The sequence below is a fragment of the Rhodococcus sp. NPDC056960 genome, assembly GCF_042674125.1.
In the GTDB taxonomy this organism is placed as follows: domain Bacteria; phylum Actinomycetota; class Actinomycetes; order Mycobacteriales; family Mycobacteriaceae; genus Rhodococcus_F.
This window is the reverse complement of sequence record NZ_JBHURF010000019.1, coordinates 46,225-68,691: the sequence shown is the minus strand read 5'-3', so window position 1 is coordinate 68,691 and position 22,467 is coordinate 46,225. Positions and strand designations below refer to the sequence as shown.

Genomic DNA, 22,467 nt, shown 5'->3' with positions numbered 1-22,467 from the left:
CGTCATGAATTCTCCTGAACCAATCCTGGTGGTCGACGGCGCGAGGACCCCGATCGGCAGCTTCGGTGGCGCGTTCAAGGACGTGCCCGCCCACGAACTGGGTGCCACCGCCGCGAAGGCCGCCCTGACACGCGCCGGGGTGCCCGGCGCCGACATCGACGAGGTGGTGATGGGGTGCATCGGTCAGGTCGGACCGGACGCCTACAACGCCCGCCGCGTGGCCCTGGCCGCGGGACTGCCCGAGAAGACCCCCGCATACACCGTGAACCGGCTGTGCGGGTCCGGTCTGCAGGCGGTGTGGTCGGCGGCGCAGCAGATGCGCTGGGGTGGGGTGAACTTCGCCCTCGCCGGCGGCGACGAGAGCATGTCGCGGATGCCGTTCTACGACTTCTCCGCCCGCTCCGGCTACAAGCTCGGTGACCGCACACTCGTCGACGGCACGGTCGCGATCCTGACCGACCCGTTCGGTGGGGTGCACATGGGCCGCACCGCCGAGGCCGTCGCCCGCAAGTACGACGTGAGCCGGCAGCAGCAGGACGAGTTCGCGGTCGAATCGCAGCGCCGCGCCGCCTCCGATGCGGCGCGGGCCGCGTTCGCGCAGGAAATCACCCCCGTCGAGATCGGGGGCCGCCGACCGAAGACGATCGACACGGATGAGCACCCCAAACCGGACACCACCCTCGAGACGCTGGCGACGTTGCGGCCGGCGTTCGAGGAGGGCGGCTCGGTGACCGCGGGCAACGCGTCCGGGATCAACGACGGCGCCGCGGCGCTGGTGCTGGCGACGCAGTCCGCGGCGCAGGAGAAGGGCCTGACCGGACTGGTCACGCTGGAGGCGGTCGCGACCGCGGCGATGGACCCGGCGCTGATGGGGTACGCCCCGGTGCTGGCACTGCAGAACCTGTTCGAGCAGACCGGCACCACCCCGGGTGACATCGACGTGATCGAGCTGAACGAGGCGTTCGCGTCGCAGGCGGTCGCGGTGATCCGGGACGCGAAGCTGAACCCGGAGAAGACCAACCCGTACGGCGGGGCGATCGCGCTGGGGCATCCGGTCGGGGCGACCGGTGCGATCCTGTCCCTGCGTCTGGCGAAGGACCTGGTGCGCCGCGACCTCGAACTGGGCATCGTCACCATGTGCATCGGCGGCGGCCAGGCCCTCGCCGCACTCTTCAAGCGCGTCTAGAAATCAGGGTCGACGATGAAGAAGCACGTTCCGTCGTGGCACGACGACGAGGTGAAGGCCCTGTCCGAACTCGCGGTCGGGTTCTTCGAGCGTGAGGTGGTCGCGCACCACGAGAAGTGGGACGCGCAGCACCGCATCGACCGTGAGGTGTGGCTGGCGGCGGGCAAGCTCGGGTTGCTGTGCTGTTCGATCCCGGAGGAGTACGGCGGCGGCGGTGGCACGTTCGCCCACGACCTGGCCGTGTTCGAGGCCCAGGGGTATGCCGGTGACCTCGCGCTCGGCATTTCCGTGCATTCCGGCATCGTCCCGCACTACATCTACGAGTACGGCACCGAGGAGCAGAAGAAGGCGTGGCTTCCGGGCATGGCGAGCGGGGAGATCCTGGGCGCCATCGGCATGACCGAGCCCGGCGCCGGTTCGGATCTCAAGGCGATCAAGACCACGGCGATCCGGGACGGTGACGAGTACGTCGTCAACGGGTCGAAGACGTTCATCACCAACGGCGCTTCCGCCGACGTGATCGTGTTGGCGGTCAAGACCGACCCGAAGGCCGGTGCGAAGGGGGTGTCGCTGCTGATCGTCGATCTGCGGGACTGTCCCGGATTCGTCGTGGGCCGGGTGCTGGACAAGGTCGGTCAGCACGGCGCGGACACGTCGGAGTTGTCGTTCACCGACGTGCGGGTGCCGGTGTCGAATCTGCTCGGTGAGGAGGGGCAGGGGTTCGGGCAGTTGATGGCGCAGTTGGTGCAGGAGCGGTTGATCATCGGTGCGCAGGCGTCGGGTGCGATGAATCGTGCGGTCGAGGACACGGTTGCGTACACGAGGTCGCGGCAGGCGTTCGGGCACAGTCTGTTCGAGTTCCAGAACACGGCATTCGAGCTCGCCGAGTGTCAGACCATCGCCCGCACGTGTGCGGTGTTCCTGGACCATTGCATCGAGGCGCATCTGCGGGGCGAGTTGGATCCGTCCGAGGCGGCGATGGTCAAGTACTGGCTCACCGAGCAGCAGTGCGCGGTCATCGACCGGTGTGTGCAGTTGCATGGCGGGTACGGATATATGCGCGAATATCTGATCGCCCGGATGTACGAGGACGCCCGCGTCCAGAAGATCTACGCGGGCGCCAACGAGGTGATGAAGGGAATCATCGCGAAGTCGCTGTGACCGCCGGCTCGGACGACACCTCGTACGCGGCCTCGTCGAACCGGCCGAGCCGCTGCCGCATCCGGTCGGTCGACCACGGCCAGTTGAAGCTGTTGCGGCCGTTGACATCCAGGAAGTAGCTCTGGCAGCCACCGGCGTTGTACACGGTGGTGGCCAGGGCCTCCTGGACCTGCGCGTTGAACGCGTCCTGTACGTCGCGTCGCGGTTCCATCCGGGTCCAGCCGTTGCTCCGGGCCCGGGTGACGGCCTGGACCAGATACTCCAATTGCGCCTCGAGGATCATGAACGCCGAGGTGTGTCCCGTGCCGAGAGCGGGGCCGAGGAGAACGAACGCGTTGGGGAAACCCGCGACGGTCGTGCCGAGGTAGGCCTGCGGGCTGCCCTTCCAGTGGTCGTCGAGGCTCCGGCCCGTGCCGTCGAACACCTTCGAGCCGATCGGCATGTCGAGGATGTGGAAGCCGGTGCCGAAGATGATGGCGTCCACCTCCCGTTCGGCGCCGTCGCTGCCGACGATCACGTTCCCGCGCACCGACTGCACGGCGTTCGCGTGCACCTCGACGTTGGGCCGGGTGAGCGCGGGGTAGTAGGTGTTCGACATCAACAGTCGCTTGCAGCCGAGCGTGTAGTCGGGGGTCAGGGCCTTGCGCAGCTGCGGATCTCGTACCTGCGCGCGCAGTTGGGCCTTCCCGATCTGCTGCACCACACGCAGGATCCACGGGTGCCGGAAGCCGAGTCCGAGCGACTCCATGATCATGTACTCGATGCGTCGCAGTGCCCGGATCGCACCCGGCACCCGCCGCAGGACTGCGCGCTCCACGCCCGGCAGGGTGTGATCGGGTTTCGGCAGCACCCACTGGGCGGTGCGCTGGTACAGATGCAGCGACTCGACCTTCGGTGCGATGGCCGGGACGAATTGCACGGCGGACGCACCGGTTCCGACGACGGCCACGCGTTTGCCGGTGAGATCGTACGAGTGGTTCCAGCGGGAGGAGTGGAAGACCTCGCCGGTGAACGTGTCGAGTCCGGGGACGGTGGGCACGAGCGGTTCGTTCCACGGTCCGGCGGCGGCGATGACGGCATTCGCGGTGACCGTGCCCGCGGACGTGTCCACTGTCCACCGCCTGCTCTGCTCGCTCCACTGGGCACGCTGCATCTCGGTGCCGAATTTCACGTGTTCCGGGACCCCGTGTTCGGCGGCGGTGCGTTCGATGTAGCGGCGGATCTCCTCCTGTCCGGCGAACAGCCGCGACCACTCCCGGTTCGGTGCGAACGAGTAGGAGTACAGGGCGGACGGGACGTCGCAGGCGCAGCCCGGGTAGGTGTTGTCACGCCAGGTACCGCCCAGCGCGTCGCTCTTCTCGAGGATGACGAAGTTGTCGATTCCGCTCTGCTTCAATCGAATTGCGGCGCCGATGCCGGAGATCCCGGCGCCGACGATGAGAATGTCGTAATGCTTCATGCGTGTACTCCGTTCGCGAACTGGGCTCGGGTGCTGACGAGGGAATGTTCGAGGGTGGCGAGCCGGCGCCTGCCGTCCATGAAGTTCGGACCCATGACGGCGAGGTGCCCGTCGAGCGCCGGATGGGTCGCCCCGCCGAGGTGCATCGCGAGCAGTTCGTCGACGCCGGCGCCGCCGCCCAGCATGGTGACGAGTTCGGCGCCCGCGGACGTGCCCACGAGCACTGCCACCGTCCATGCTGCGCCGAGCGTGCCTCCGCAACCGATCACCAGCCCGCGGCTGAGGTATCTGTCACTCGAAGTCATATACAGAAGCTAGCAGAAACCAGATACCAACGGTATATGAAAAGTAGAATATTCTCCGAAGGCTTCGGCGAAAGGGCAGATATGGCACGAATGACCAGGTCGGAGAGTCAGGCGCAGACGCGGGCGCATCTCGTCGCGACTGCACGCGACCTCTTCCTGGCCGACGGTTACGCGGCCACGTCGCTCGACAAGGTGGCCGACGTGGCCGGCTATTCCAAAGGCGCGGTGTACTCCAACTTCAAGAACAAGAAGCAACTGTGCCTCGAGGTGCTCGGCCTCATCCACGCCACCAAGGGGCAGGAGATCGCGGAAGCGCTCTCTGGCGGCGACACCATGGAGGAGCGACTCGCGGCGTTCCAGGCCTGGGCGGAGAAGACGCTCGGCGACGTCGGGTGGACCATGCTCGAATTCGAGCTGATCGTCTTGTCCCGCCACGATCCCGAACTGCGAGACGCACTGACCGCCACGCTCGGCGTCGCACGGGAGATCACGGTGTCGCTGCTGAAGTCGTTCACCGAATCACTCGGGGTGGTCCTGCCGATTCCTGCGGAGGACGTGGCCGGCGGCATGCTCGGTCTCGGTGTCGGGCTGGGTATTCAGCGCGCCATCGATCCCACCGTCTCCGCGCAGGTGGTCACCGACGCACTGCGCGTCCTGCTGGCGGTATCGCAGCCGAGTGAAAGCTAGCTCCGTCAGATCCAGTCGCGCCGGCGGAAGAGAATGTAGAGCAGGCTGGCGGACGTCACGATCACGACGGTGCTGACGATCGTCCCCGACACCTGCCCGACTCCGGGGAACAGGACGTTCTGACCGAACCACCCCGTCACCGCGGTGGGAACGGCGATGATCGCCGCCCACCCGGTGAGCTTCTTCATGACGGTGTTGAGCCGGGCGTCCTGCAGCGACAGATTCGTCTCGAAGACGGTCACCACCATGTCGCGTAATGAGTCCGTCCACTCGGCCGCGCGCGTCACGTGGTCGTACAGGTCGGTGTAGAGGCCGTCGAGAATCGGCGACTGCTCGTGCTCGGATTCGGCGCGGCCGCGCATGATCGCGCCCACGACCTCCCGCATGGGCAATACGACGCGACGCAGTTGCACCAGTTCCTTCCGCAGCCGGTACGTGCTCCGCTGGACTTCCCGGGTCCGCGCGGACTCGTCGAACAAGCCCTCCTCGAGCGCTTCGATCGCGTCGTCGATCGTTTCGATGGTCTCGAACTGCCCGTCCACGATGACGTCCAGGAGTCCGTGGAGGAGGGCCAGGGCTCCGGAACCTCGTGTGAGCAGCGCGGGGTCGTCCTCCCAGCGCTTCACCACCTCGGACATGTCGAATCGGTCGTCGCGACGCACCGTGACGATCCCGTTCGACAGGACGAACGCCGACACGCGGCTGAGCCGAAGCCGTGAGTCGAGGACGCCGAGCGTGACGGCGTCCTCGGCGTCGAACCATGTGGCATATGCGGTCACGAACGCGTGGCCCGCATAGCGCGTCGCCTTCGGTCGCTCACCCCGGGCGACGGCATCCTCGATGGCGTTCGGATCGAGCGAGAGTTCCGCCGCCAGTTCCGTCAGGCACTCGTGGTCGGGGTCGCACAGGTCGACCCACACCAGCGCGCCCTCGTCCTGCAACCGTTCGGACACGTCGGCGAGCGGGAAATCCTTGCCCACGCACTGGCCATCGCGCCATACACGGGTTCGCACCAGGTTGAGGGTCACTCACCCAGTCTGCCGAACTCTCCGGGCCGGGAGGCGGTTACGACGCGCGGTCGGACGAATAACCCCACAACCAGTCGGTGTACTTGAAGCTCGAGGTGTCGCGGGTGCGGAACAGTTCGTTGCGGGCGATGCGGGCGGTGCCGTCCAGATGCCACAGCTCGCCCCACATCCGTCCGGTGGTGAGGATCCGGTTGCAGCGCGGTGCCCGTTCGGTGTTGACCTCCTTCAGGATCTGCGGCCACGCGGCGTTCCCGCCGCCCGCGGAGAAGTCCTCGGCCGCATAGTCGGCGAGGCATTTCGCGTCCTCGATCGCCATCACGGCTCCCGACGCCAGGTACTGCAGCGGCGGGTGTGCGGCGTCGCCGAGGAGGATCATCCGGCCGTCCACCCAGTTCTCGATGGGCTCCCGGTCGTACATCGGCCACCAGCGGTCCTTCCACAGGTAGTCGATTCCGCGACGGACGTTCTCGTGGCAGTGCGCGTACGCCTGTTCGAGTTCCTCCGGCCCGCCCCAGTTCTCGACACCCTGCCGGTAACCGGGGGATTCGAACACCGCGACCTGATTGAGCATCGCACCGCCGCGCAGCGGGTACTGGATGAAGTGGCAGTGCGGTCCGATGTACCCGACCACGTCCTCGATGTCCTCGTCGAGTTCCACGTCCTGGTACGCGGTGGTGCCACGGTACGCGGCGTAGCCGGACGACACGGGCTCGTCGTCCGAGATCTTCGCCCGCAGGCGGGATTTGAGACCATCCATGCCGAGGGCGATGTCGGCCTCGTGCGTGTGTCCGTCGTCGGTGGTGACGAGGACCTTGTCGCCGTCGGTGACCACGTCGGTGACGGTGATCCCGGTGCGCAGTTCGGCGCCCGCCGCGCGGGCCGCGTCGACGAGTGTCGCGTGCAAGTCGCTGCGGTGCGTGACGAAGTACGGACCGCCGTACCGGGCCCGGAATTCGGAGCCGAGGTCGATCTTGGTGAGCACCTCCGCGGTGATCGCGTCGCGGAACACGATGTTCTTCGGCAGGAAGGCGCGGGAGAGAACGTCGTCGAGCACGCCCCAGGAGTCGAGGATGCGGGCTCCGTGCGGTCCGACCTGCAGTCCGGCGCCGACTTCACCGAATTCGGCGGCGCGTTCGAACAGGGTGACGTTCGCCCCTCTCCGGGCGAGGGCGAGGGCGTTGGCTGCGCCGCCGATCCCGCCTCCGGCGATGATGATGCGTGCGTCCTGCAGGTTCGACATGACAGTTCCTTCTGTTCGAGCGTTCGGGGCAGGTGAGTGGCAAAGCGTGCCGGGGCACACGGCGGCACTCACGTGGGGGAGGGGAAGCGGCGCCAGATCACGGTGAGCAGCAGTGCGGCGACGAGGGCACTGACGCAGAAGAGGACGAAGTTCGAGTCGGCGCCGAGTCCCGCGGCGAGCAGCCAGCCACCGATCTGCGGAGCGGCCACGGCGCCGACCCGGCCGACGCCGAGCGCCCAGCCGAGGGCCGTGCCCCGCAGATGGTCGGGGTAGTACGACGCGACCGCGGCGATGATCAGGCACTGGGTTCCGTGCGTCCCGACGCCGGCGAGGACGAAGATGACGTAAACCAGCGCCACCGGCGGATTCGTGAGCAATGCCAGCAGGGCGAGACCCGCGAGAAGTGCGGCGACGATGCTGGTGGGTATCGTGCCGAACCGGACGCCGCCCCACGCGGTCACGAACGACCCGGCCACCGCGCCCAGATTCAGCGCCAGCGCGAAGGTGAGCGCGCTGCCCAGATCGGTGCCCTCACCCTGCATGAGCTTGGGCAGCCACGTCCCGAGGCCGTACCAGGCGAGCAGGGTCACCACCGTCGCGAGTGCGAACATGATGCTGACGGAACGGAAACGGGCACCGAGTAGTGCGCCGAAACCGGTCACCCGATTCGGGGTCGACCCGGTGGCCCCCATCGTGCGGTCCGGAAGCGTCTTCCACGCGAGGGGGACGAGCACGACGAGCGGGATCAGGGCGAACAGGAACATCGGCTCCCAGCCCCAGCGCGGGATCACCGGGATGCCGAGCAGTGCCGCGATCGAACCGCCGATGGGAACCCCGGACATCATCATCGTGGCCACCGCGGCCCGCCACTTCGCGGGAACCAGTTCAGCAGCGAGCGCATTGGATGTGGGGACGAGGCCGCCCAGTCCGAGACCGGCGATCAGGCGGAGCGCGCCGAACATCACCGGACCGGTCGCCAGGGCGCACAGCGCGGTGAACACCGACAGGACGATCGCGCACCCGATCACCGCACGCTTGCGTCCCACCACGTCGGACAATCGGCCCGCGAGGACGGCGCCGATCATCATTCCCAGGAACGCGAGGCTGCCGAGAGAGCCCGCGGTGGCGGCGCTGATGCCCCATTCCTTCTGCAGGCTCGGGATGACGTTGCCGTAGACGATGAGGTCGTAGCCGTCGAAGACCACGAAGAGCCAGCAGACGACGACGGCGACCGTGGCCTTGCGGTCCAGGCCGACGCGGTTCACCGGTGGCGCTGCGGAGGTGGCGGTAAGGGGCATGATTCGAGGGTGATGCGGCGCACAGGGTGCGTGCAATAGAGTTCTGCTGTGCAGAAAAAGCGGACGATCGAGAAACCGACGTACATGTTGGAGTCCGTCGACAACGCGCTGCGGCTGTTGCAGATGCTGCGCGACGTCGGGGGATTGCGCCTCAAGGACGCCGCTGAGGAACTCGGTATCGCGCCGTCCACCGCGCACCGGTTGCTGGCGATGCTCGTGTACCGCGGGTTCGCGGTTCAGGACGAGAAGCGCATGTATCACCCCGGTTCGGCGATGGGCGCCGGTCCGGCCCGGCGCGGGTGGACTCGCGAGTTCACCGACCTGTGCCGGCCGCACATGGAAGCGCTCGCGATCCTGTGCGGTGAGACCGTCAACCTCGTGATCCGGGTCGGCACGCAGGCGCGGTTCCTCTCGTCCGCGGAGTCGACGGGAATGCTGCGCGTCGGCGACCGTCAGGGGCAGGTACTCGACGCGGAATTGACTGCGGGAGGGCGGATTCTGCTGGCAGAGCTGCCGCGGGACATCCTCGAGCAGTTGTACTTGCGGCCCCCGGATCTGACCGACGACGAACGGGAGTGGGGCGACCGCCGCCTGTCGGCCGACGCATTCGAGCGCTTCTGCCGTGAACTGTCCGCCGCCCGTGCCGTCGGGTTCGCGCTCAACGTGCAGCAGACCGAGGAGGGGGTTGCGGCGTTCGGGGTCGCGATCCGGAACCGGGCGCGTACGGCCGTCGGAGCGATGACCGTGGCCGTGCCGATCACGCGGTTCCGTCAGCACTCGCAGGGACCGTTGGTGTCGCAGATGAAGAACGCGATCCGCGAACTGGAGGTGGACATCGCCGACCTCGCCCCCTGATCTGATTCTGCACAGCAGAATTACCTCCCGGCTGCGGCTCCCGCCCTTCTAGCGTTGACGCCATGACCGCTACCGAACCGCATCTCGACGACGAGCTGCTCACGCAGCTGTACCAGGACTTCGAGAGCGAACACCTGAATCCGTTGTGGACCCAGCTCGGCGATTTGATGCCGATGACGCCGACGTCGCGGGCGGTGCCGTTCGTGTGGAAGTGGTCGACGCTGTATCCGCTGGCGCAGCGCGCCGGGGATCTGGTGCCCGTCGGCCGCGGCGGGGAACGCCGCGCGATCGCGCTGGCCAACCCCGGTCTGGGTGGGGTGCCGTACGTGACACCGACGTTGTGGGCGGCCATCCAGTACCTGGGCCCGAAGGAGGTCGCCCCCGAGCACCGGCACGCGCAGAACGCGTTCCGGTTCGTCGTCGAGGGCGAGGGGGTGTGGACGGTCGTCAACGGCGACCCGGTCGCGATGCGCCGCGGCGACTTCCTGCTCACCCCGGGCTGGCACTTCCACGGCCACCACAACGAAACCGATCAGCCGATGGCCTGGATCGACGGACTCGACATCCCGTTCGTCCACTACACCGACACCGGATTCTTCGAATTCGGGTCCGAGAACGTCACCGACGACTCCACCCCCGACGTGTCCCGGTCGGAGCGGTTGTGGGCGCATCCGGGACTGCGACCGCTGGTCGGACTGGACGCGAAAACGTCCTCACCGATCGCCGCGTACCGGTGGGAGCACACCGACGCCGCGCTGCGCGAACAGTTGGCACTCGAGGACGAGGGATACGCGGCGACCACCGAACCCGGCCACGCCGCCGTCCGCTACACCAACCCGACCACCGGCGGCGACGTGATGCCCACCATCCGGGCCGAGTTCCACCGGCTGCGCGCCGGTGCGCACACCCGGCCGCGCCGTGACGTCGGGTCCACCGTCTACCAGGTGTTCGAGGGCGAGGGGCGGTTCCTGCTCGCCGGCACCGAACACGTCGTCGGGAAGGGCGACATGATCGTGGTCCCGTCCTGGACCGAATGGTCCATCCAGGCCGACACCGAGTTCGACCTGTTCGCGTTCTCCGACGCCCCGATCGTCGAACGCCTGCACTTCCACCGCACGTACATTTCCGAAGGAGCCTGACACTCTCATGAAGCTTGCCACCCTGCGCCGCGCCGGCGGCACCGCCGCCGTCCGCGTCGATTCCGACACCACCGCCACCATCGTCGACGGGTTTCCGGACCTGTCCGCGCTCCTCGCCGACCCCGACTGGAAGTCTCTGGCCGAGAACGCGTCCGGAGAAGTTCTCAGCCTCGACGGCGCCGACTACGCCCCGGTGGTCCCGTCCCCGGGGAAGATCATCTGCGTCGGGTTGAACTACGCCAACCACATCCAGGAGATGGGCCGGGATCTGCCGGAGTACCCCACCCTGTTCTCGAAGTTCAAAGAAGCGCTCACCGGTCCGTACGACGACGTGGTCGTTCCGTCGTACGCGGCCGCCCAGTTGGACTGGGAGGGGGAGCTGGCGTTCGTCGTCGGCAAACAGGCGTATCAGGTGTCCGAGGCGGACGCCGAGCAGTACATCGCCGGGTATTCGGTGATGAACGATTACACGATGCGCGACTACCAGTACCGCACCCTGCAGTGGGATCAGGGCAAGACGTTCGAGAAGACCAGCGGCTTCGGACCGTTCCTGACCACCACCGACTCCTACACGTTCGGGGGTGCTCTGGTCACGAAACTCGAGGGGCAGGTGGTGCAGACCACCACCACCGACGATCTGGTGTTCACCCCGGCGAAGTTGGTGGAGTACATCAGCCACATCGTGACCCTGCAGCCCGGTGACGTGGTGATCACCGGCACCCCGGGCGGGGTGGGGCACGCCCGCAAGCCCGGTCTGTACATCCAGGACGGGCAGACCGTCGAGGTCACCATCGAGGGCCTCGGCAGCGTGCGCAACAAGACGATCGTCAAGTAGGGGCCATGTCGTTCCAGGATCTGCCGTTGGCGGAGCGGTTGCTGATCGCGCGGCGGGGGACCGCGTATTTCGCGCAGCGTCTGGCGGAGTTGACCGACGACGACCTGAACTCGGACACGCTGCTGTCGGGGTGGTCGCGCAAGCATCTGCTCGCGCATGTCGGGTACAACGCTGCGGCGTTGTGCAGGCTGCTGGACTGGGCGGCCACGGGCATCGAGACGCCGATGTACGCCTCGCCGGAGCAGCGCGGCACCGAGATCGACGAGGGTGCCACCCTGTCGGCAGCGGCGTTGCGGAACCTGTTCGATCACACCGTCGCCCGGCTCGACGAGAAGTGGCGGCACCTGCCCGCGTCGGCGTGGCACGCGCAGGTGCGGACCGCGCAGGGCCGCCTGGTGCCGGTGTCGGAGACGGCGTGGATGCGCACCCGGGAGGTGTGGATCCACGCGGTCGATCTCGGTAACGGGGGCCGGTTCGGTGACTTCCCCGACGTGGTGGCCGATTCGCTGCTCACCGACATCGTCGGGATGTGGCAGAAGAAGGACCTCGGCGCCGGACTGGTCCTCGAGGTCGACGGATGTGCTCCCATTGCGGTGCAACCGGATTCGCCGACGTCCACCAAGGTCGGTGGTTCCCTCGCGTCCGTCGTGCGATGGGCCGCGGGCCGCGGTGCGGTCGGTCTCACCTCCGGCGCGGACGCTCAACCCCCGCGCTGGCTGTGAGTCAGTACGACGCCCGGCCGCCGCTGGCGTCGTAGACGGCCCCGGTGGAGAAGCTGAGCGCCGTCGACGACAGCCAGGCGACGAGTTCGGCGATCTCCTCCGGCCGCCCCATCCGGGCCATCGGGGTGAGACTCTGTGAGCGGGCGAGGATCGCCGGATCGGTGCCGGCGTTCATCGGGCTCTCCACGGCGGCCGGGGCCACGACATTGGCGAGGACGCCGGTGGTCGCTACCTCCTTGCCGAGCGATTTCGTGAGGGCGATGACGGCAGCCTTGGACGCCGAGTACGCACTCTGTCCGGGGTTGCCGTCCTTCGCCGCGATGCTCGCGAGGTTCACGACCCGGCCCCAGCCGGCCTCGACCATCCCGGGCACGAACGCCCGGCACAGGAGGAACGTTCCATCGACGTTGATGCGGAACGTGCGCCGCCAGTCGTCCAGGTCGACGTCGACGAGAGGGGCCGACGGTCCCACGACGCCGGCGCTGTTGACGAGGATGTCCACCCGCCCCAGCCGGGTGCGGAGAGCGTCGACGGCGTCGGAGTCGGTGACGTCCAGGCGCTCGTCGGCACCGGCCGCGATGTCGGCGGTGACGACTCGGACGCCGTCGTCGGACAGTCGCTTCGCGCAGGCCGCGCCGATTCCGCTCGCGCCGCCGGTGACGAGGGCTGTCGCGCGTTCGGGGTAGGTGAGCATCTGAATTCTCCTCGCGCGCTGAGTGCGCAGTAGTCTTACTCTATGTGCGAAATCGGCATGATTATTTCCACACTGTGTATGAATCTGGATATATGACGTGAGCGACAATCGTCAAGCCCGCCCGTCGTTCTCATCGGAGGAGCATTCGTGGAGATCCGCTGGATCCAGGCGTTCGTCGCCGTTGCCGAGGAACTGCATTTCGGCCGGGCCGCGGCCCGGCTCCAGATGGCGCAGTCGCCGCTGAGTCAGACCGTGCGCAAACTCGAGAAAGACCTCGGGGTGCCGCTGTTCGAGCGCAGCACCCGCAGCGTCGCCCTCACCGCGGGCGGTCACGCCTTCCTGCCGCACGCCTACCGCATCCTCGAGAGCGTCGACACCGCCCGGCAGGCCACCCGTGCCTCCGCGGGCGGCGTGTACGGCCGCATCAGGATCGGTTTCACCGGCGTGCTGAACCACCTGTCGCTTCCCCCGCTCACCAGGGCGCTGCGGCAGCGGTACCCCGACATCGAACTCACGCTCGTCGGCCGCATCATGACCCGCGACGCGGTGACCCAATTGGACAGCGGGGCAATCGATCTCGCCTTCGTCGGACTGCCGGTCGAGACGGCCTCGGTGTCGACGCGGCTGATCCGCCGGGAGGCGTTCGGCGCCGTCCTGCCGTCCGACCACCGGCTGGCCGGTGAGAAGCGGATCGACCTGCGCGACCTCGCCGACGACGGCTTCGTCACCACCCCGCTGTCCGCGGGTTCCGCGCTGCAGGAGGTCGCGATGCGAGCGTGCGTCGACGCGGGTTTCCGGCCGCGGGTGGTCCAGGAGATCACCGACCCGTACATGATCCTGATGCTGGTGGCCACGGGCGTCGGCGTCGCCCTCATGACCTCGGGGATCGCCGCGATCACACCCCCGGGCACGGTGTTCGTCCCGCTCACCGGCGACCCGATCTACATGAACCACGGTCTCGCCTGGTCGCCGCGCCGGGTGTCCGATGCGCTCGCCGTGGCCCTGCAGGTGTCGGAGGAAATCCTCCCCACCCCCGAGTAAGACATTTTCGGTCTTTATCTGAGACTTTTTTGGTGTTGGACGCGACATAGTCGGCCGTGACACGCTCGTCACGGTCCGGATCTTCGTGTGAGGTGAGTCACCCCCCGAAGTCAGCCTCGCGGCGTTCCGGATCCCTGGGACGAAAGGAACACCATGGCACGCACGTCTACTCGCGACACCGGGGGACAACCGAACGAGAACGCCCGCCGGGCGGCCGTCTCGGGTTTCCTCGGCAGCACGCTCGAGTACTACGACTTCTTCATCTACGGATCGGCGGCCGCACTCGTCTTTCCCCGGATCTTCTTTCCCGGCGGCGGAGCCACCGCGACATTGCTGTCGATCGGCACGCTCGGTGTCGCCTACATCGCCCGTCCGCTCGGCGCAGTGCTGTGGGGACATCTCGGCGATCGCTACGGACGCAAGAACTCGCTCCTCGCCTGCCTGCTGCTCATGGGAATCTCGACCGTCGTCGTCGGGTGTCTGCCCACGTACCACCAGGTCGGCATCGCCGCACCCATCATTCTCGTGTTCCTGCGACTGCTGCAGGGACTGTCGGCCGGCGGAGAGTCACCCGGATCGTCCGCTCTCACGCTCGAGCACGCTCCGGACCGCCGCCGCTCGTTCTTCACCTCGTTCACCATGAGCGGCATCATGTTCGGCATCGTCGTCTCCAGTCTGGTGTTCATCCCGGTGGCGGCCCTGCCGGACGACGACCTCTATTCCTGGGGTTGGCGGGTGCCGTTCCTGCTCAGCATCGTCGTGACCGGTGTCGCCGTCTGGCTGCGTCGCAAGCTCGACGAGCCGGAGGTGTTCGAAGAACTGAAGGAACACGACGACACGGCGGGAATCCCCGTCATCGAGATGTTCCGCTCGCACTGGCGCACCGTGATCCGCATCAGCCTCAGCGCGACCTTTGCGATGATCAACACCATCGTCAACGTCTTCGCGCTGGCGTACGCCGTGCAGGTCGCCGGATTCGAACGTTCGACGATGCTGTGGGCCATCGCCACCGCCAACTTCGTCGCGGTGCTGACCCAGCCGCTGTTCGGCATGCTCGCCGACCGGATCGGCCGCAAACCGGTCTTCGTGACGGGTGCCGTCGGCTCCGCGGTCATGGTGTTCGTGTTCTTCCACGCCATCGGAACCGGAAGCGCACCGATGGTATTCGCGTCGGGCATCGTCCTGATCGGCCTGTTCTACGCGATGCCCAACGGGGTGTACCCGGCGTACTTCCCGGAGCAGTTCCCCGCCAAGGTCCGCTACACGGGCATGGCCGTGAGCCTCATGCTGGGCCTGCTGGTCGCCGGTTTCACTCCGGCCATCGCGCAGTGGCTGTCCGCGGGCGACACCGCGAACTGGACCCCGGTCGCGTGGATGTGCCTGGGCTTCGCGCTGCTGTCCTCGGTGGCCGCGCTCACCGGTCCCGAGACGTACCGCACGCCCACCGACCAACTCGGCGAGCCCCGCACGGAGGCGGTCGCCGCCCCGCCCGAGGCGCTCGTCCGCAACGACGCCTGACCGGCCCGAACCACGCAGGAGAATTCTCATGGGCCCCGAACCCAGCCGCCACCGCATCGGCCTCGTCGGGGCAGGGATCGCCACGTCCCTGTCGCCGGCGCTGCACACGCACGAGGCGGACGCCCTCGGCCTCACCGGCTACCGTTACGACCTGATCGACCTCGACGTCTCGGGGGTCCCGGCCGAGAGCGCCCGTACGGTCCTGCGCGACGCCGTCGCCGTCGGCTACACCGGACTCAACGTCACGCACCCGTGTAAGCAGGTGGTCGTTGCCGCCCTCGACGAACTGTCGGCGGACGCGCGTCTTGTCGGTGCCGTCAACACCGTCGTCGTCCGCGACGGCCGACTGGTCGGCCACAACACGGACCACAGCGGATTCCTCGCCGCGCTGCGGCGTGGGCTGCCCGACACGACGCTCGACCGGGTGGTCCTGGCCGGTGCCGGTGGGGCGGGTTCGGCGGTCGCGTACGCACTCGCCGCGGCCGGGGTCCGGGACCTGCGGATCGCCGACGCCGACCCGGCCCGCGCCGCCGACGTGTGCGCCCGGGTGGCCGCCGCCTTCCCGTCCACCCGGACCACTCCCATCCTGGTCGACGCGATCGCCGGCGCCCTGCGGTCGTCGGACGGTGTCGTCAACGCGTCGCCGATCGGCATGGTCGGACACCCGGGAACACCGTTCGACCCCGACGCACTGCACCCCGGGTTGTGGGTCGCGGACATCGTGTACCGGCCGCTGCGCACCGAACTCATTTCGGCCGCAACCGCTCTCGGCTGCGACGTGCTCGACGGCGGGCAGATGCTCGTCGCGCAGGCCGCCGACACGTTCGCGCTCGTCACCGGGATTCGTCCCGACCCCGAACGCATGCGACGCCACCTCGGCGAACTCCTCGCCGCGCAGGGCGTCCCGACCCTTCTCGAGGAGTCCCGATGACCACCCCACCGGCCTTCGCGGCCCCGCTCGACCTGGGCGGACTGCGACTGCGCAACCGCTTCGTGTCGGCGCCGATGGAACGCAACTACTGCGAGGTCGACGGCACGATGACCGACGACTACATCGCGTACCTGGAGTGCCGCGCCGCCGGCGGTGCCGCACTCGTGTTCACCGAGGCAAGCTACGTCCGCGCCGACGGCAAGGGCCGCATCCGGCAGATGGGCGTCGACGTCGACGAACGCATCCCCGGCATCGCGAAGATGTCCGACGCGATCCACGCGCACGGTGCGCTGGTGGGCGTCGAGCTCAACCACGGCGGCCGCACCGCGCAGGGCGCCGTCAGCGGATTCGTCCCCGTCGCCCCGTCGCCGATCCCGTGCGCCGTGGTCGGTGGGGAGATGCCGGAACAACTCGACGGCGACGACATCGAGCACATCATCGAATGCTTCGGCGAGGCGGCGGCGCGCTGCCGGCAGGCCGGGGTGGACGTGATCTCGTTGCACGGCGGGCACGGCTATCTCATCCACCAGTTCCTCTCGCCCGCCTACAACCACCGCGACGACGAGTGGGCCGACCCGGCCCTGTTCGTCAACCGGGTGATCGACGCGGTCCGCACGATGGCGCCGGGTATCGCTCTCGGACTGCGTTTCTCGGCATTCGAGGCCGTTGACGGCGGTCTCGACACCGCCACCACCCGCGCGCGCATCGACGCGATCGACACCGACCGCCTCGACTTCCTCGACGTCTCGGCGGGCAATTACGAATCCGGGCAGTGGATCATCCAGCCCGGTGAATGGCAGCGCGGCCTGCTCGCGCCGCACGCAGAGCCCTACACGCGGGACTTCGACATCCCGATCGGCGTCGCCGGCCGGATCAGCTCGCCCGACGTCGCCGCCCGCATCATCGAGTCGGGTCAGGCCGACTTCGTGAGCATGGCCCGCACCCTGCACGCCGACCCGGACTTCCCGAACCGCGCGCTGGACGGCGGCCGCTACCGACCGTGCATCGCGTGCAACTACTGCATCGACAGCCTCGCCGCCGGACCCGTTCCGTGCTCGGTCAACCCCTGGGTCGGCCGGGAACTCGAGCAGCCATCGAAGCCCGCGGACGTCCCGGTGCGGGTCGCGGTCGTCGGGGCCGGTCCTGCGGGCATGGCGGCCGCCCGCGACCTCGCGCTCGCCGGGCACCGCGTCGACCTCTACGACGAACGAGAAAGCCTCGGAGGAGATTTCGCGTTGGCGTCGCGGCTGCACGAATACCCCGAGTACGCACGGATCGTCGACTGGTACCGCGCCGAACTCGTCGACCTCGACGTCACCTGCCATACCGGGATTCGGGTCGACGCCGCGGCACTGGCCGGCCTCGACTTCGACGCGATCGTGCTCGCGACGGGGGGCCGCGGACCGGCCGTCGACCTCCCCGGCGCCGGCACCCGCACGGTGCGTGACGTGCGGGAGTTCCTCTCCTCCGGAGACCCTGCGCCCGAATCGATCACGATCTTCGGCGCCGACCGCGAGGCCGCCGCCGTCGCCGACGACCTGCTCCAGCAGGGCGCCAAAGTCGTCATGATCGGCCCGCAGGAGACCGTCGCCCACGACGTCGGCCGGCGCGGGAAGATCGTGCTGCTCCCGCGCCTCGCGGCAAGCGAGAACCTCACCACCCACCTGTCGTCGATCGTCACGCGGGTCGAGAGGGACCGGGTGACGATCTCGACCGGCGGCGAGGAGCGCACCGTCGACGCACCCGGCGAACTGCTGATCTCGCACGGCGTCGAACCGCGTGCCGACCTGCTCGACGAACTTCGTTCGCTGGCACCGCGACTCGGAGTCCACCCGGTCGGTGACGCCAGTGGTGACGGCGGCTCCATCCACGCCGCCCTCGTCACCGCCGTCGACGTCGCCGCGAAGATAACCGCGGCCGCCGATGCCCGCGAGGAGGTCAGCGCATGATTGCGATTCCGCTCCTCGGTCTCGGCACCTGGCCGCTGACCGGGGCCGACGCCACGGATTCGGTGCGGTCGGGCATCGAATCCGGCTACCGGCTGATCGACACGGCCGCCATCTACGACAACGAGGTCGCCGTCGGCGCCGGTATCGCGGAGAGCGGAGTGCCGCGGGACGACCTGTTCGTCACCACCAAACTCCGCGGATCCGACCAGGTGTCGGGCGACATCCGTGGCGCGATCGAGCGAAGCCTCGACCGGCTGGGGCTGGAACGGCTCGACCTGTTCCTCATCCACTGGCCGCTCCCGCGCCTCGACCGGTACGTCGCGGCGTTCGAGGGAATGCTCGCCTGCCGCGACGCCGGCCTCGTCCGCTACGTCGGCGTCTCCAACTTCCTGGAGAAACATCTCCGCCGCGTCGTCGCGGAAACGGGAGAGGCTCCCGCCGTCAACCAGATTCAGATGGACCCTTCGCTCACCCGGCTGCCCGTCCGCCGCGCGAACGACGAACTCGGGGTGCTCACGCAGTCGTGGAGCCCGCTGGGCCGCGGCGACGTCCTCAGCGCACCGGCCGTCGGGGAGATCGCGCAGCGTCTCGACTGCACGCCCGCGCAGGTGGTGCTGGCGTGGCACCGCGCGCAGGGCGTGGTGCCGATCGCGCGGTCGGCGGATCCGGTTCGCCGGCAGGAGAACCTGGCCGCCGTCGACATCCGGCTCGCGCCCGCGGACGTCGACGCCCTGAACCGTCTCGACCGCGGCGAGTCCGCGGCCCGGGACGTCGAAACGGAGGAACACTTCTGATGGCACTACGCATCGGCATCGTCGGCTGCGGCAAGATTGCCGGCAACCACGCGCAGGCACTGCAGCAGGTGCCCGGCGTCGAGGTGGTCGGATGCTGCGACCCCGACCTCGACCGCGCCCAGGCATTCGCGGCGGCGCACGGCATCGGCCGGGCGGTGCGCTCGGTGGCGGACCTCCTCGACCTCGGCCTCGACGCATGCACTGTCTGCACTCCGCATCCCGTCCACGAACAGGTGGTCGTCGCGGCGGCCGATGCCGGCATCCACGTGCTGTGCGAGAAGCCGATCGCCGTCGACGTCGCCGCGGCCGACCGGATGATCGAGGCCGCCGACCGCGCCGGCATCACGTTCGGTGTGATGTTCCAGCGCCGGTTCTGGCCCGCCGCCCGGCGGATCAAGGCCGCGATCGAAGACGGCCGCCTCGGCGTCCCGGTGCTCGGTGAGGCGTCGGTGCTCCTGCACCGCCCGTCGGCGTACTACTCCGCCGACGCGTGGCGTGGCCGCTGGGACACCGACGGCGGCGGCGTCCTCATGACGCAGGCCGTGCACCAGATCGACATGCTGCAATGGTTCATGGGGGACGCCGTCCAGGTCAGCGGCTTCATCCGCACCCACACGCACGGAGAGCACATCGAGACCGAGGACAGCGCGTCCGCCGTCGTCTCGTTCGCGTCGGGCGGCACCGCCACCGTCACCGCGACCACCGGCGCCAACCACAACCTCGGCAACCGGGTCACCGTGATCGGGCAGACCGGTGCGATCGCCAGCGTCCTCGAGTTCCCGGAAGGGCAGGAGGGGGTCAACGAGATCTGGACCGTCCCCGGCGAACTGGAGTTCCGAGCGCCGTTCTCGCCCGGCGTTCACGCCAACCTCGACGTCACCGAAGTCAACGCCGGCCTCGCCGACTTCCACACCCTCCAGGTGCAGGACTTCGCGGACGCCGTCCTGACCGGCCGGGCGCCGGCCGTCACCGGACACGACGCCCGCGCCTCGCTCGCGATCGTCGCCGCCGTCTACGAGTCGTCGCGCACCGGCCGGGTCGTGAACCTGGCACCTCCCCCCGCCCTCGCCACCACCAAGGAGTACCGATGACCCCCGACACCACCACCTACGACGTCGTCGTCATCGGCTCCGGCGCGGGCGGCCTGTCCGCCGCCGTCGCCGCCGCCGACGGGGGAGCGTCCGTTCTCGTCGTCGAGAAGGCGGACACGTGCGGCGGCGCCACGGCCTGGTCCGGCGGGTGGATGTGGACGCCGCGGAATCTGTTCGCCCACGCGGACGGTGTGGTCGAGGACCGCTCGGCACCTCGCACCTACCTCGAACACCGGCTCGGCGACCACTTCGACGCCGCCAAGGTCGACGCCCTGCTCGACGGCGCACCCGAGATGGTCGAGTTCTTCGAGAAGAAGACCGCCCTGCAGTTCGTTCCGGGCGCGAAGATCGCCGACATCCACGGCGACACCCCCGGTGCCGGTACCGGTCACCGCTCGGTGGGACCGAAGCCGGTGAGCCTGCGGACGCTCGGACCCGACGTCGCGGCGCTGCTGCGTCGCCAGCTCTACGAGACGTCGTTCCTCGGCATGGGCATCATGGCCGGTCCCGACCTGCAGGCGTTCCTGCACTCGACGCGCTCGGCGAAGGCGTTCCTGCACTGCGCGAAACGGGTGTCGACGCACCTGTTCGACCTCGCCACCAAGCAGCGCGGCCAGCAACTCGTCAATGGCACCGCGCTCGTCGGCCGGCTGCTGCGGTCGGCGCTGGACGCGGGTGCCGAGATCAGGGTGGGCACGGCCGCGACCGCACTGACCACCGACTCGGACGGCCGCGTCACGGGTGTCCGGCTGGACGGTCCCGACGGCGCGTACACGGTGCACGCGCGCCGCGGGGTGGTCCTCGCGACGGGTGGATTCACCCACGACCTGGACCGGCGACGCGAACTCTTCCCCCGCACTCCCACAGGTCGCGAGCACCGGACACTCACCCCGCCGACGACCACCGGCGACGGCATCACCCTCGGCGAATCCGCCGGCGGCCGGCTGGACCGTTCGCTCGCGTCCCCGGTCGCGTACTGCCCGGTGTCGATCATCCGGTACCGCAACGGCAAGGAGGGTGTGTTCCCGCACATCCTCGACCGCGGAAAGCCCGGTGCCATCGGCGTTCTCGCGGACGGGCGGCGCTTCGTCAACGAGGGGCTCGGCTACCACGACTACACCCTCGCGATGGTCGAGCAGGTGCCCGACGGTGAGGAGGTGTGCTCCTGGCTTATCGCCGACCAGCGCTACCTGCGGTACTTCCCCCTCGGCATGGCCAAGCCGCTGCCGATCCCGTCGTGGCCGTACCTGAAGTCGGGGTACCTCACCCGGGGCCGCACGGTCCGGGAACTCGCGGAGAAGATCGGCGTCGACCCGGACGGTCTGGAGAAGACGGTCGCGGCGTTCAACGAGGGAGCCCGCGACGGCGTCGACCCCGAGTTCGACCGGGGCACCACCCCGTTCACCGTCGCGTCCGGCGACCCCGACAACCCGTGGCCCAACCCGGCGCTCGCCCCGCTCGACGAGGGCCCGTTCTATGCGGTGAAGGTGGTGCCCGGCAGCTTCGGCACGTTCGCCGGTCTGGTCACCGACGCGACGTCGCGGGTGCTGAACGACGACAACCAGCCCGTCGACGGCCTGTTCGCCGTCGGCGTCGACCAGGCCAGCGTCATGGGCGGGCACTACCCGTCCGGCGGCATCAACCTGGGCCCGGCCATGACGTTCGGCTACCTCACCGGCCGCCGCCTCGCCTCGACGACAGGAGTTTCCCGATGACCGCCCCACTCGGCCTCGCCGCCCTCACCGTCCTGGATACGGCTCCGCTCGAGCAGGTCGACCTCGCCGAGAAGCACGGGTTCGACACCATCGGCATCCGGTTGCTGCCCGCGGCACCGGGCACCACCGCCTACCCGCTGCACGAGGACGACACCGCGCTCGACGCCCTCGTGCGTCGGCTCGCGGATTCGCCGGTGACGGTGTTCGACCTCGAGATCATCCGGCTGGGCGCCGATTTCGACGCGAAAGCCTATGTGCCGCTGCTGGAGGCCGGGGCGCGGCTGGGGGCCAAGGCGGTTCTCGTCGGCGGCGACGACCGCGACCGCGCGAGGCTCACCGACTCCTACGCCCGGCTCGCGGAACTGTGCGCCACCTACGGGATCGTCGCGAGCCTCGAATTCATGCCGTGGACCGCCGTACCGGACGCGACCGCGGCCGTCGAGATCGTGTCGCAGGCCGACGGCCCGGCTCGCAGCGTCCTCGTCGACGCCCTGCACACCGCCCGTTCGACGACCACCCTCGACGATCTCGCGGCGATTCCCCGCGAGTGGCTGCACTACGCGCAGATGTGCGACGGCTCCACCCCGGCGCCCACCCACGACGCCGAACTGATCCGCCACGCCCGGGAGGAACGGCTGGTGCCGGGAACCGGCGGCATCGACCTCACCGGCATCTGGTCGCGGCTGCCCGCCGACCTGCCGGTGAGCATCGAACTGCCCAACGAGCCACTCCGCCGGGCCGTCGGCACCGATGCGTGGCTGGATCGGCTGGTCGCGGCGACCCGTGCCGTTCTCTCACCGAGCCGTCAGGGGTTCTAGG

20 protein-coding genes and 1 pseudogene are annotated in these 22,467 nt (G+C 68.8%); 15 read left to right on the top strand and 6 right to left on the bottom strand.

The features are described 5' to 3' along the window. The first annotated feature begins 4 nt into the window (after positions 1-4). Together ACFTWF_RS27995 and ACFTWF_RS27990 are read left to right on the top strand one after the other, a co-directional pair. Positions 5-1,186, top strand: a complete 1,182-nt coding sequence (locus tag ACFTWF_RS27995; protein WP_378464402.1) for a thiolase family protein — start codon at positions 5-7, stop codon at positions 1,184-1,186. A gap of 15 nt (positions 1,187-1,201) precedes the next feature. After that, positions 1,202-2,347, top strand: a complete 1,146-nt coding sequence (locus tag ACFTWF_RS27990) for an acyl-CoA dehydrogenase family protein (RefSeq protein ID WP_378464401.1) — start codon at positions 1,202-1,204, stop codon at positions 2,345-2,347. Here the strand turns inward: ACFTWF_RS27990 and ACFTWF_RS27985 are convergent. Continuing rightward, a complete protein-coding gene (locus ACFTWF_RS27985; protein ID WP_378464400.1) occupies positions 2,328-3,806 on the bottom strand; it encodes a flavin-containing monooxygenase in 1,479 nt (492 codons plus the stop codon). The genes ACFTWF_RS27990 and ACFTWF_RS27985 overlap by 20 nt on opposite strands. An 80-nt stretch (positions 3,807-3,886) precedes the next feature. Then, a pseudogene (locus ACFTWF_RS27980) lies at positions 3,887-4,111 on the bottom strand (patatin); the annotation flags it as partial. Positions 4,112-4,192: 81 nt separating this feature from the next. On the opposite strand from ACFTWF_RS27980, the gene ACFTWF_RS27975 reads away from it, so the two are divergent. Beyond that, entirely contained in the window at positions 4,193-4,798 is a 606-nt protein-coding gene (locus tag ACFTWF_RS27975; protein WP_378464399.1) for a TetR/AcrR family transcriptional regulator, read from the top strand. Between the two features lie 5 nt (positions 4,799-4,803). Here ACFTWF_RS27975 and ACFTWF_RS27970 read toward each other — a convergent pair whose 3' ends face one another. The 3 genes from ACFTWF_RS27970 to ACFTWF_RS27960 all read right to left on the bottom strand — a co-directional run bounded on the left by ACFTWF_RS27970 (position 4,804) and on the right by ACFTWF_RS27960 (position 8,364). Next, positions 4,804-5,826, bottom strand: a complete 1,023-nt coding sequence (locus ACFTWF_RS27970; RefSeq protein WP_378464398.1) for a magnesium transporter CorA family protein — start codon at positions 5,824-5,826, stop codon at positions 4,804-4,806. A gap of 37 nt (positions 5,827-5,863) precedes the next feature. Next, on the bottom strand, positions 5,864-7,066 hold the full coding sequence (locus tag ACFTWF_RS27965; RefSeq protein ID WP_378464397.1) for an FAD-dependent monooxygenase: 1,203 nt from the start codon (positions 7,064-7,066) through the stop codon (positions 5,864-5,866). 68 nt (positions 7,067-7,134) lie between these two features. Next, positions 7,135-8,364, bottom strand: a complete 1,230-nt coding sequence (locus ACFTWF_RS27960; RefSeq protein WP_378464396.1) for an MFS transporter — start codon at positions 8,362-8,364, stop codon at positions 7,135-7,137. A 48-nt stretch (positions 8,365-8,412) separates the two neighbouring features. Here ACFTWF_RS27960 and ACFTWF_RS27955 point away from each other — a divergent pair, with 48 nt between their 5' ends. The 4 genes from ACFTWF_RS27955 to ACFTWF_RS27940 all read left to right on the top strand — a co-directional run bounded on the left by ACFTWF_RS27955 (position 8,413) and on the right by ACFTWF_RS27940 (position 11,915). Further along, positions 8,413-9,219, top strand: a complete 807-nt coding sequence (locus ACFTWF_RS27955) for an IclR family transcriptional regulator (protein ID WP_378464395.1) — start codon at positions 8,413-8,415, stop codon at positions 9,217-9,219. A gap of 62 nt (positions 9,220-9,281) precedes the next feature. Continuing rightward, on the top strand, positions 9,282-10,358 hold the full coding sequence (locus ACFTWF_RS27950) for a cupin domain-containing protein (protein WP_378464394.1): 1,077 nt from the start codon (positions 9,282-9,284) through the stop codon (positions 10,356-10,358). Between the two features lie 7 nt (positions 10,359-10,365). Next, entirely contained in the window at positions 10,366-11,193 is an 828-nt protein-coding gene (locus tag ACFTWF_RS27945) for a fumarylacetoacetate hydrolase family protein (RefSeq protein ID WP_378464393.1), read from the top strand. 5 nt (positions 11,194-11,198) lie between these two features. After that, positions 11,199-11,915 carry a maleylpyruvate isomerase family mycothiol-dependent enzyme gene (locus tag ACFTWF_RS27940; RefSeq protein ID WP_378464392.1) on the top strand — a complete coding sequence of 239 codons (717 nt, stop codon included), beginning with the start codon at positions 11,199-11,201 and terminating at the stop codon, positions 11,913-11,915. Position 11,916: 1 nt separating this feature from the next. On the opposite strand, the gene ACFTWF_RS27935 is transcribed toward ACFTWF_RS27940, so the two are convergent. Beyond that, positions 11,917-12,609: an SDR family NAD(P)-dependent oxidoreductase gene (locus ACFTWF_RS27935; RefSeq protein WP_378464391.1), complete on the bottom strand. Its 693-nt coding sequence runs from the start codon at positions 12,607-12,609 to the stop codon at positions 11,917-11,919. A gap of 147 nt (positions 12,610-12,756) precedes the next feature. On the opposite strand from ACFTWF_RS27935, the gene ACFTWF_RS27930 reads away from it, so the two are divergent. The 8 genes from ACFTWF_RS27930 to ACFTWF_RS27895 all read left to right on the top strand — a co-directional run bounded on the left by ACFTWF_RS27930 (position 12,757) and on the right by ACFTWF_RS27895 (position 22,466). Continuing rightward, entirely contained in the window at positions 12,757-13,650 is an 894-nt protein-coding gene (locus tag ACFTWF_RS27930; RefSeq protein WP_378464390.1) for a LysR family transcriptional regulator, read from the top strand. Between the two features lie 153 nt (positions 13,651-13,803). Beyond that, complete coding sequence (locus ACFTWF_RS27925; RefSeq protein WP_378464389.1) at positions 13,804-15,168, top strand: MFS transporter; 1,365 nt, start codon at positions 13,804-13,806, stop codon at positions 15,166-15,168. A gap of 28 nt (positions 15,169-15,196) precedes the next feature. Further along, positions 15,197-16,099: a shikimate dehydrogenase gene (locus ACFTWF_RS27920; protein WP_378464388.1), complete on the top strand. Its 903-nt coding sequence runs from the start codon at positions 15,197-15,199 to the stop codon at positions 16,097-16,099. After that, positions 16,096-18,048: an FAD-dependent oxidoreductase gene (locus ACFTWF_RS27915; RefSeq protein ID WP_378464387.1), complete on the top strand. Its 1,953-nt coding sequence runs from the start codon at positions 16,096-16,098 to the stop codon at positions 18,046-18,048. Before ACFTWF_RS27920 ends, ACFTWF_RS27915 begins: the two co-directional genes overlap by 4 nt. Continuing rightward, positions 18,045-18,842 carry an aldo/keto reductase gene (locus ACFTWF_RS27910; protein WP_378464386.1) on the top strand — a complete coding sequence of 266 codons (798 nt, stop codon included), beginning with the start codon at positions 18,045-18,047 and terminating at the stop codon, positions 18,840-18,842. The genes ACFTWF_RS27915 and ACFTWF_RS27910 overlap by 4 nt, the downstream gene beginning before the upstream one ends. Next, on the top strand, positions 18,842-19,933 hold the full coding sequence (locus ACFTWF_RS27905; RefSeq protein ID WP_378464385.1) for a Gfo/Idh/MocA family protein: 1,092 nt from the start codon (positions 18,842-18,844) through the stop codon (positions 19,931-19,933). The genes ACFTWF_RS27910 and ACFTWF_RS27905 overlap by 1 nt, the downstream gene beginning before the upstream one ends. Further along, entirely contained in the window at positions 19,930-21,648 is a 1,719-nt protein-coding gene (locus ACFTWF_RS27900; protein WP_378464384.1) for an FAD-dependent oxidoreductase, read from the top strand. The genes ACFTWF_RS27905 and ACFTWF_RS27900 overlap by 4 nt, the downstream gene beginning before the upstream one ends. Continuing rightward, the gene (locus ACFTWF_RS27895) at positions 21,645-22,466 is read left to right on the top strand and encodes a sugar phosphate isomerase/epimerase family protein (protein WP_378464383.1); all 822 of its coding nucleotides are present in this window, start codon (positions 21,645-21,647) and stop codon (positions 22,464-22,466) included. Before ACFTWF_RS27900 ends, ACFTWF_RS27895 begins: the two co-directional genes overlap by 4 nt. Position 22,467 lies beyond the last annotated feature (1 nt).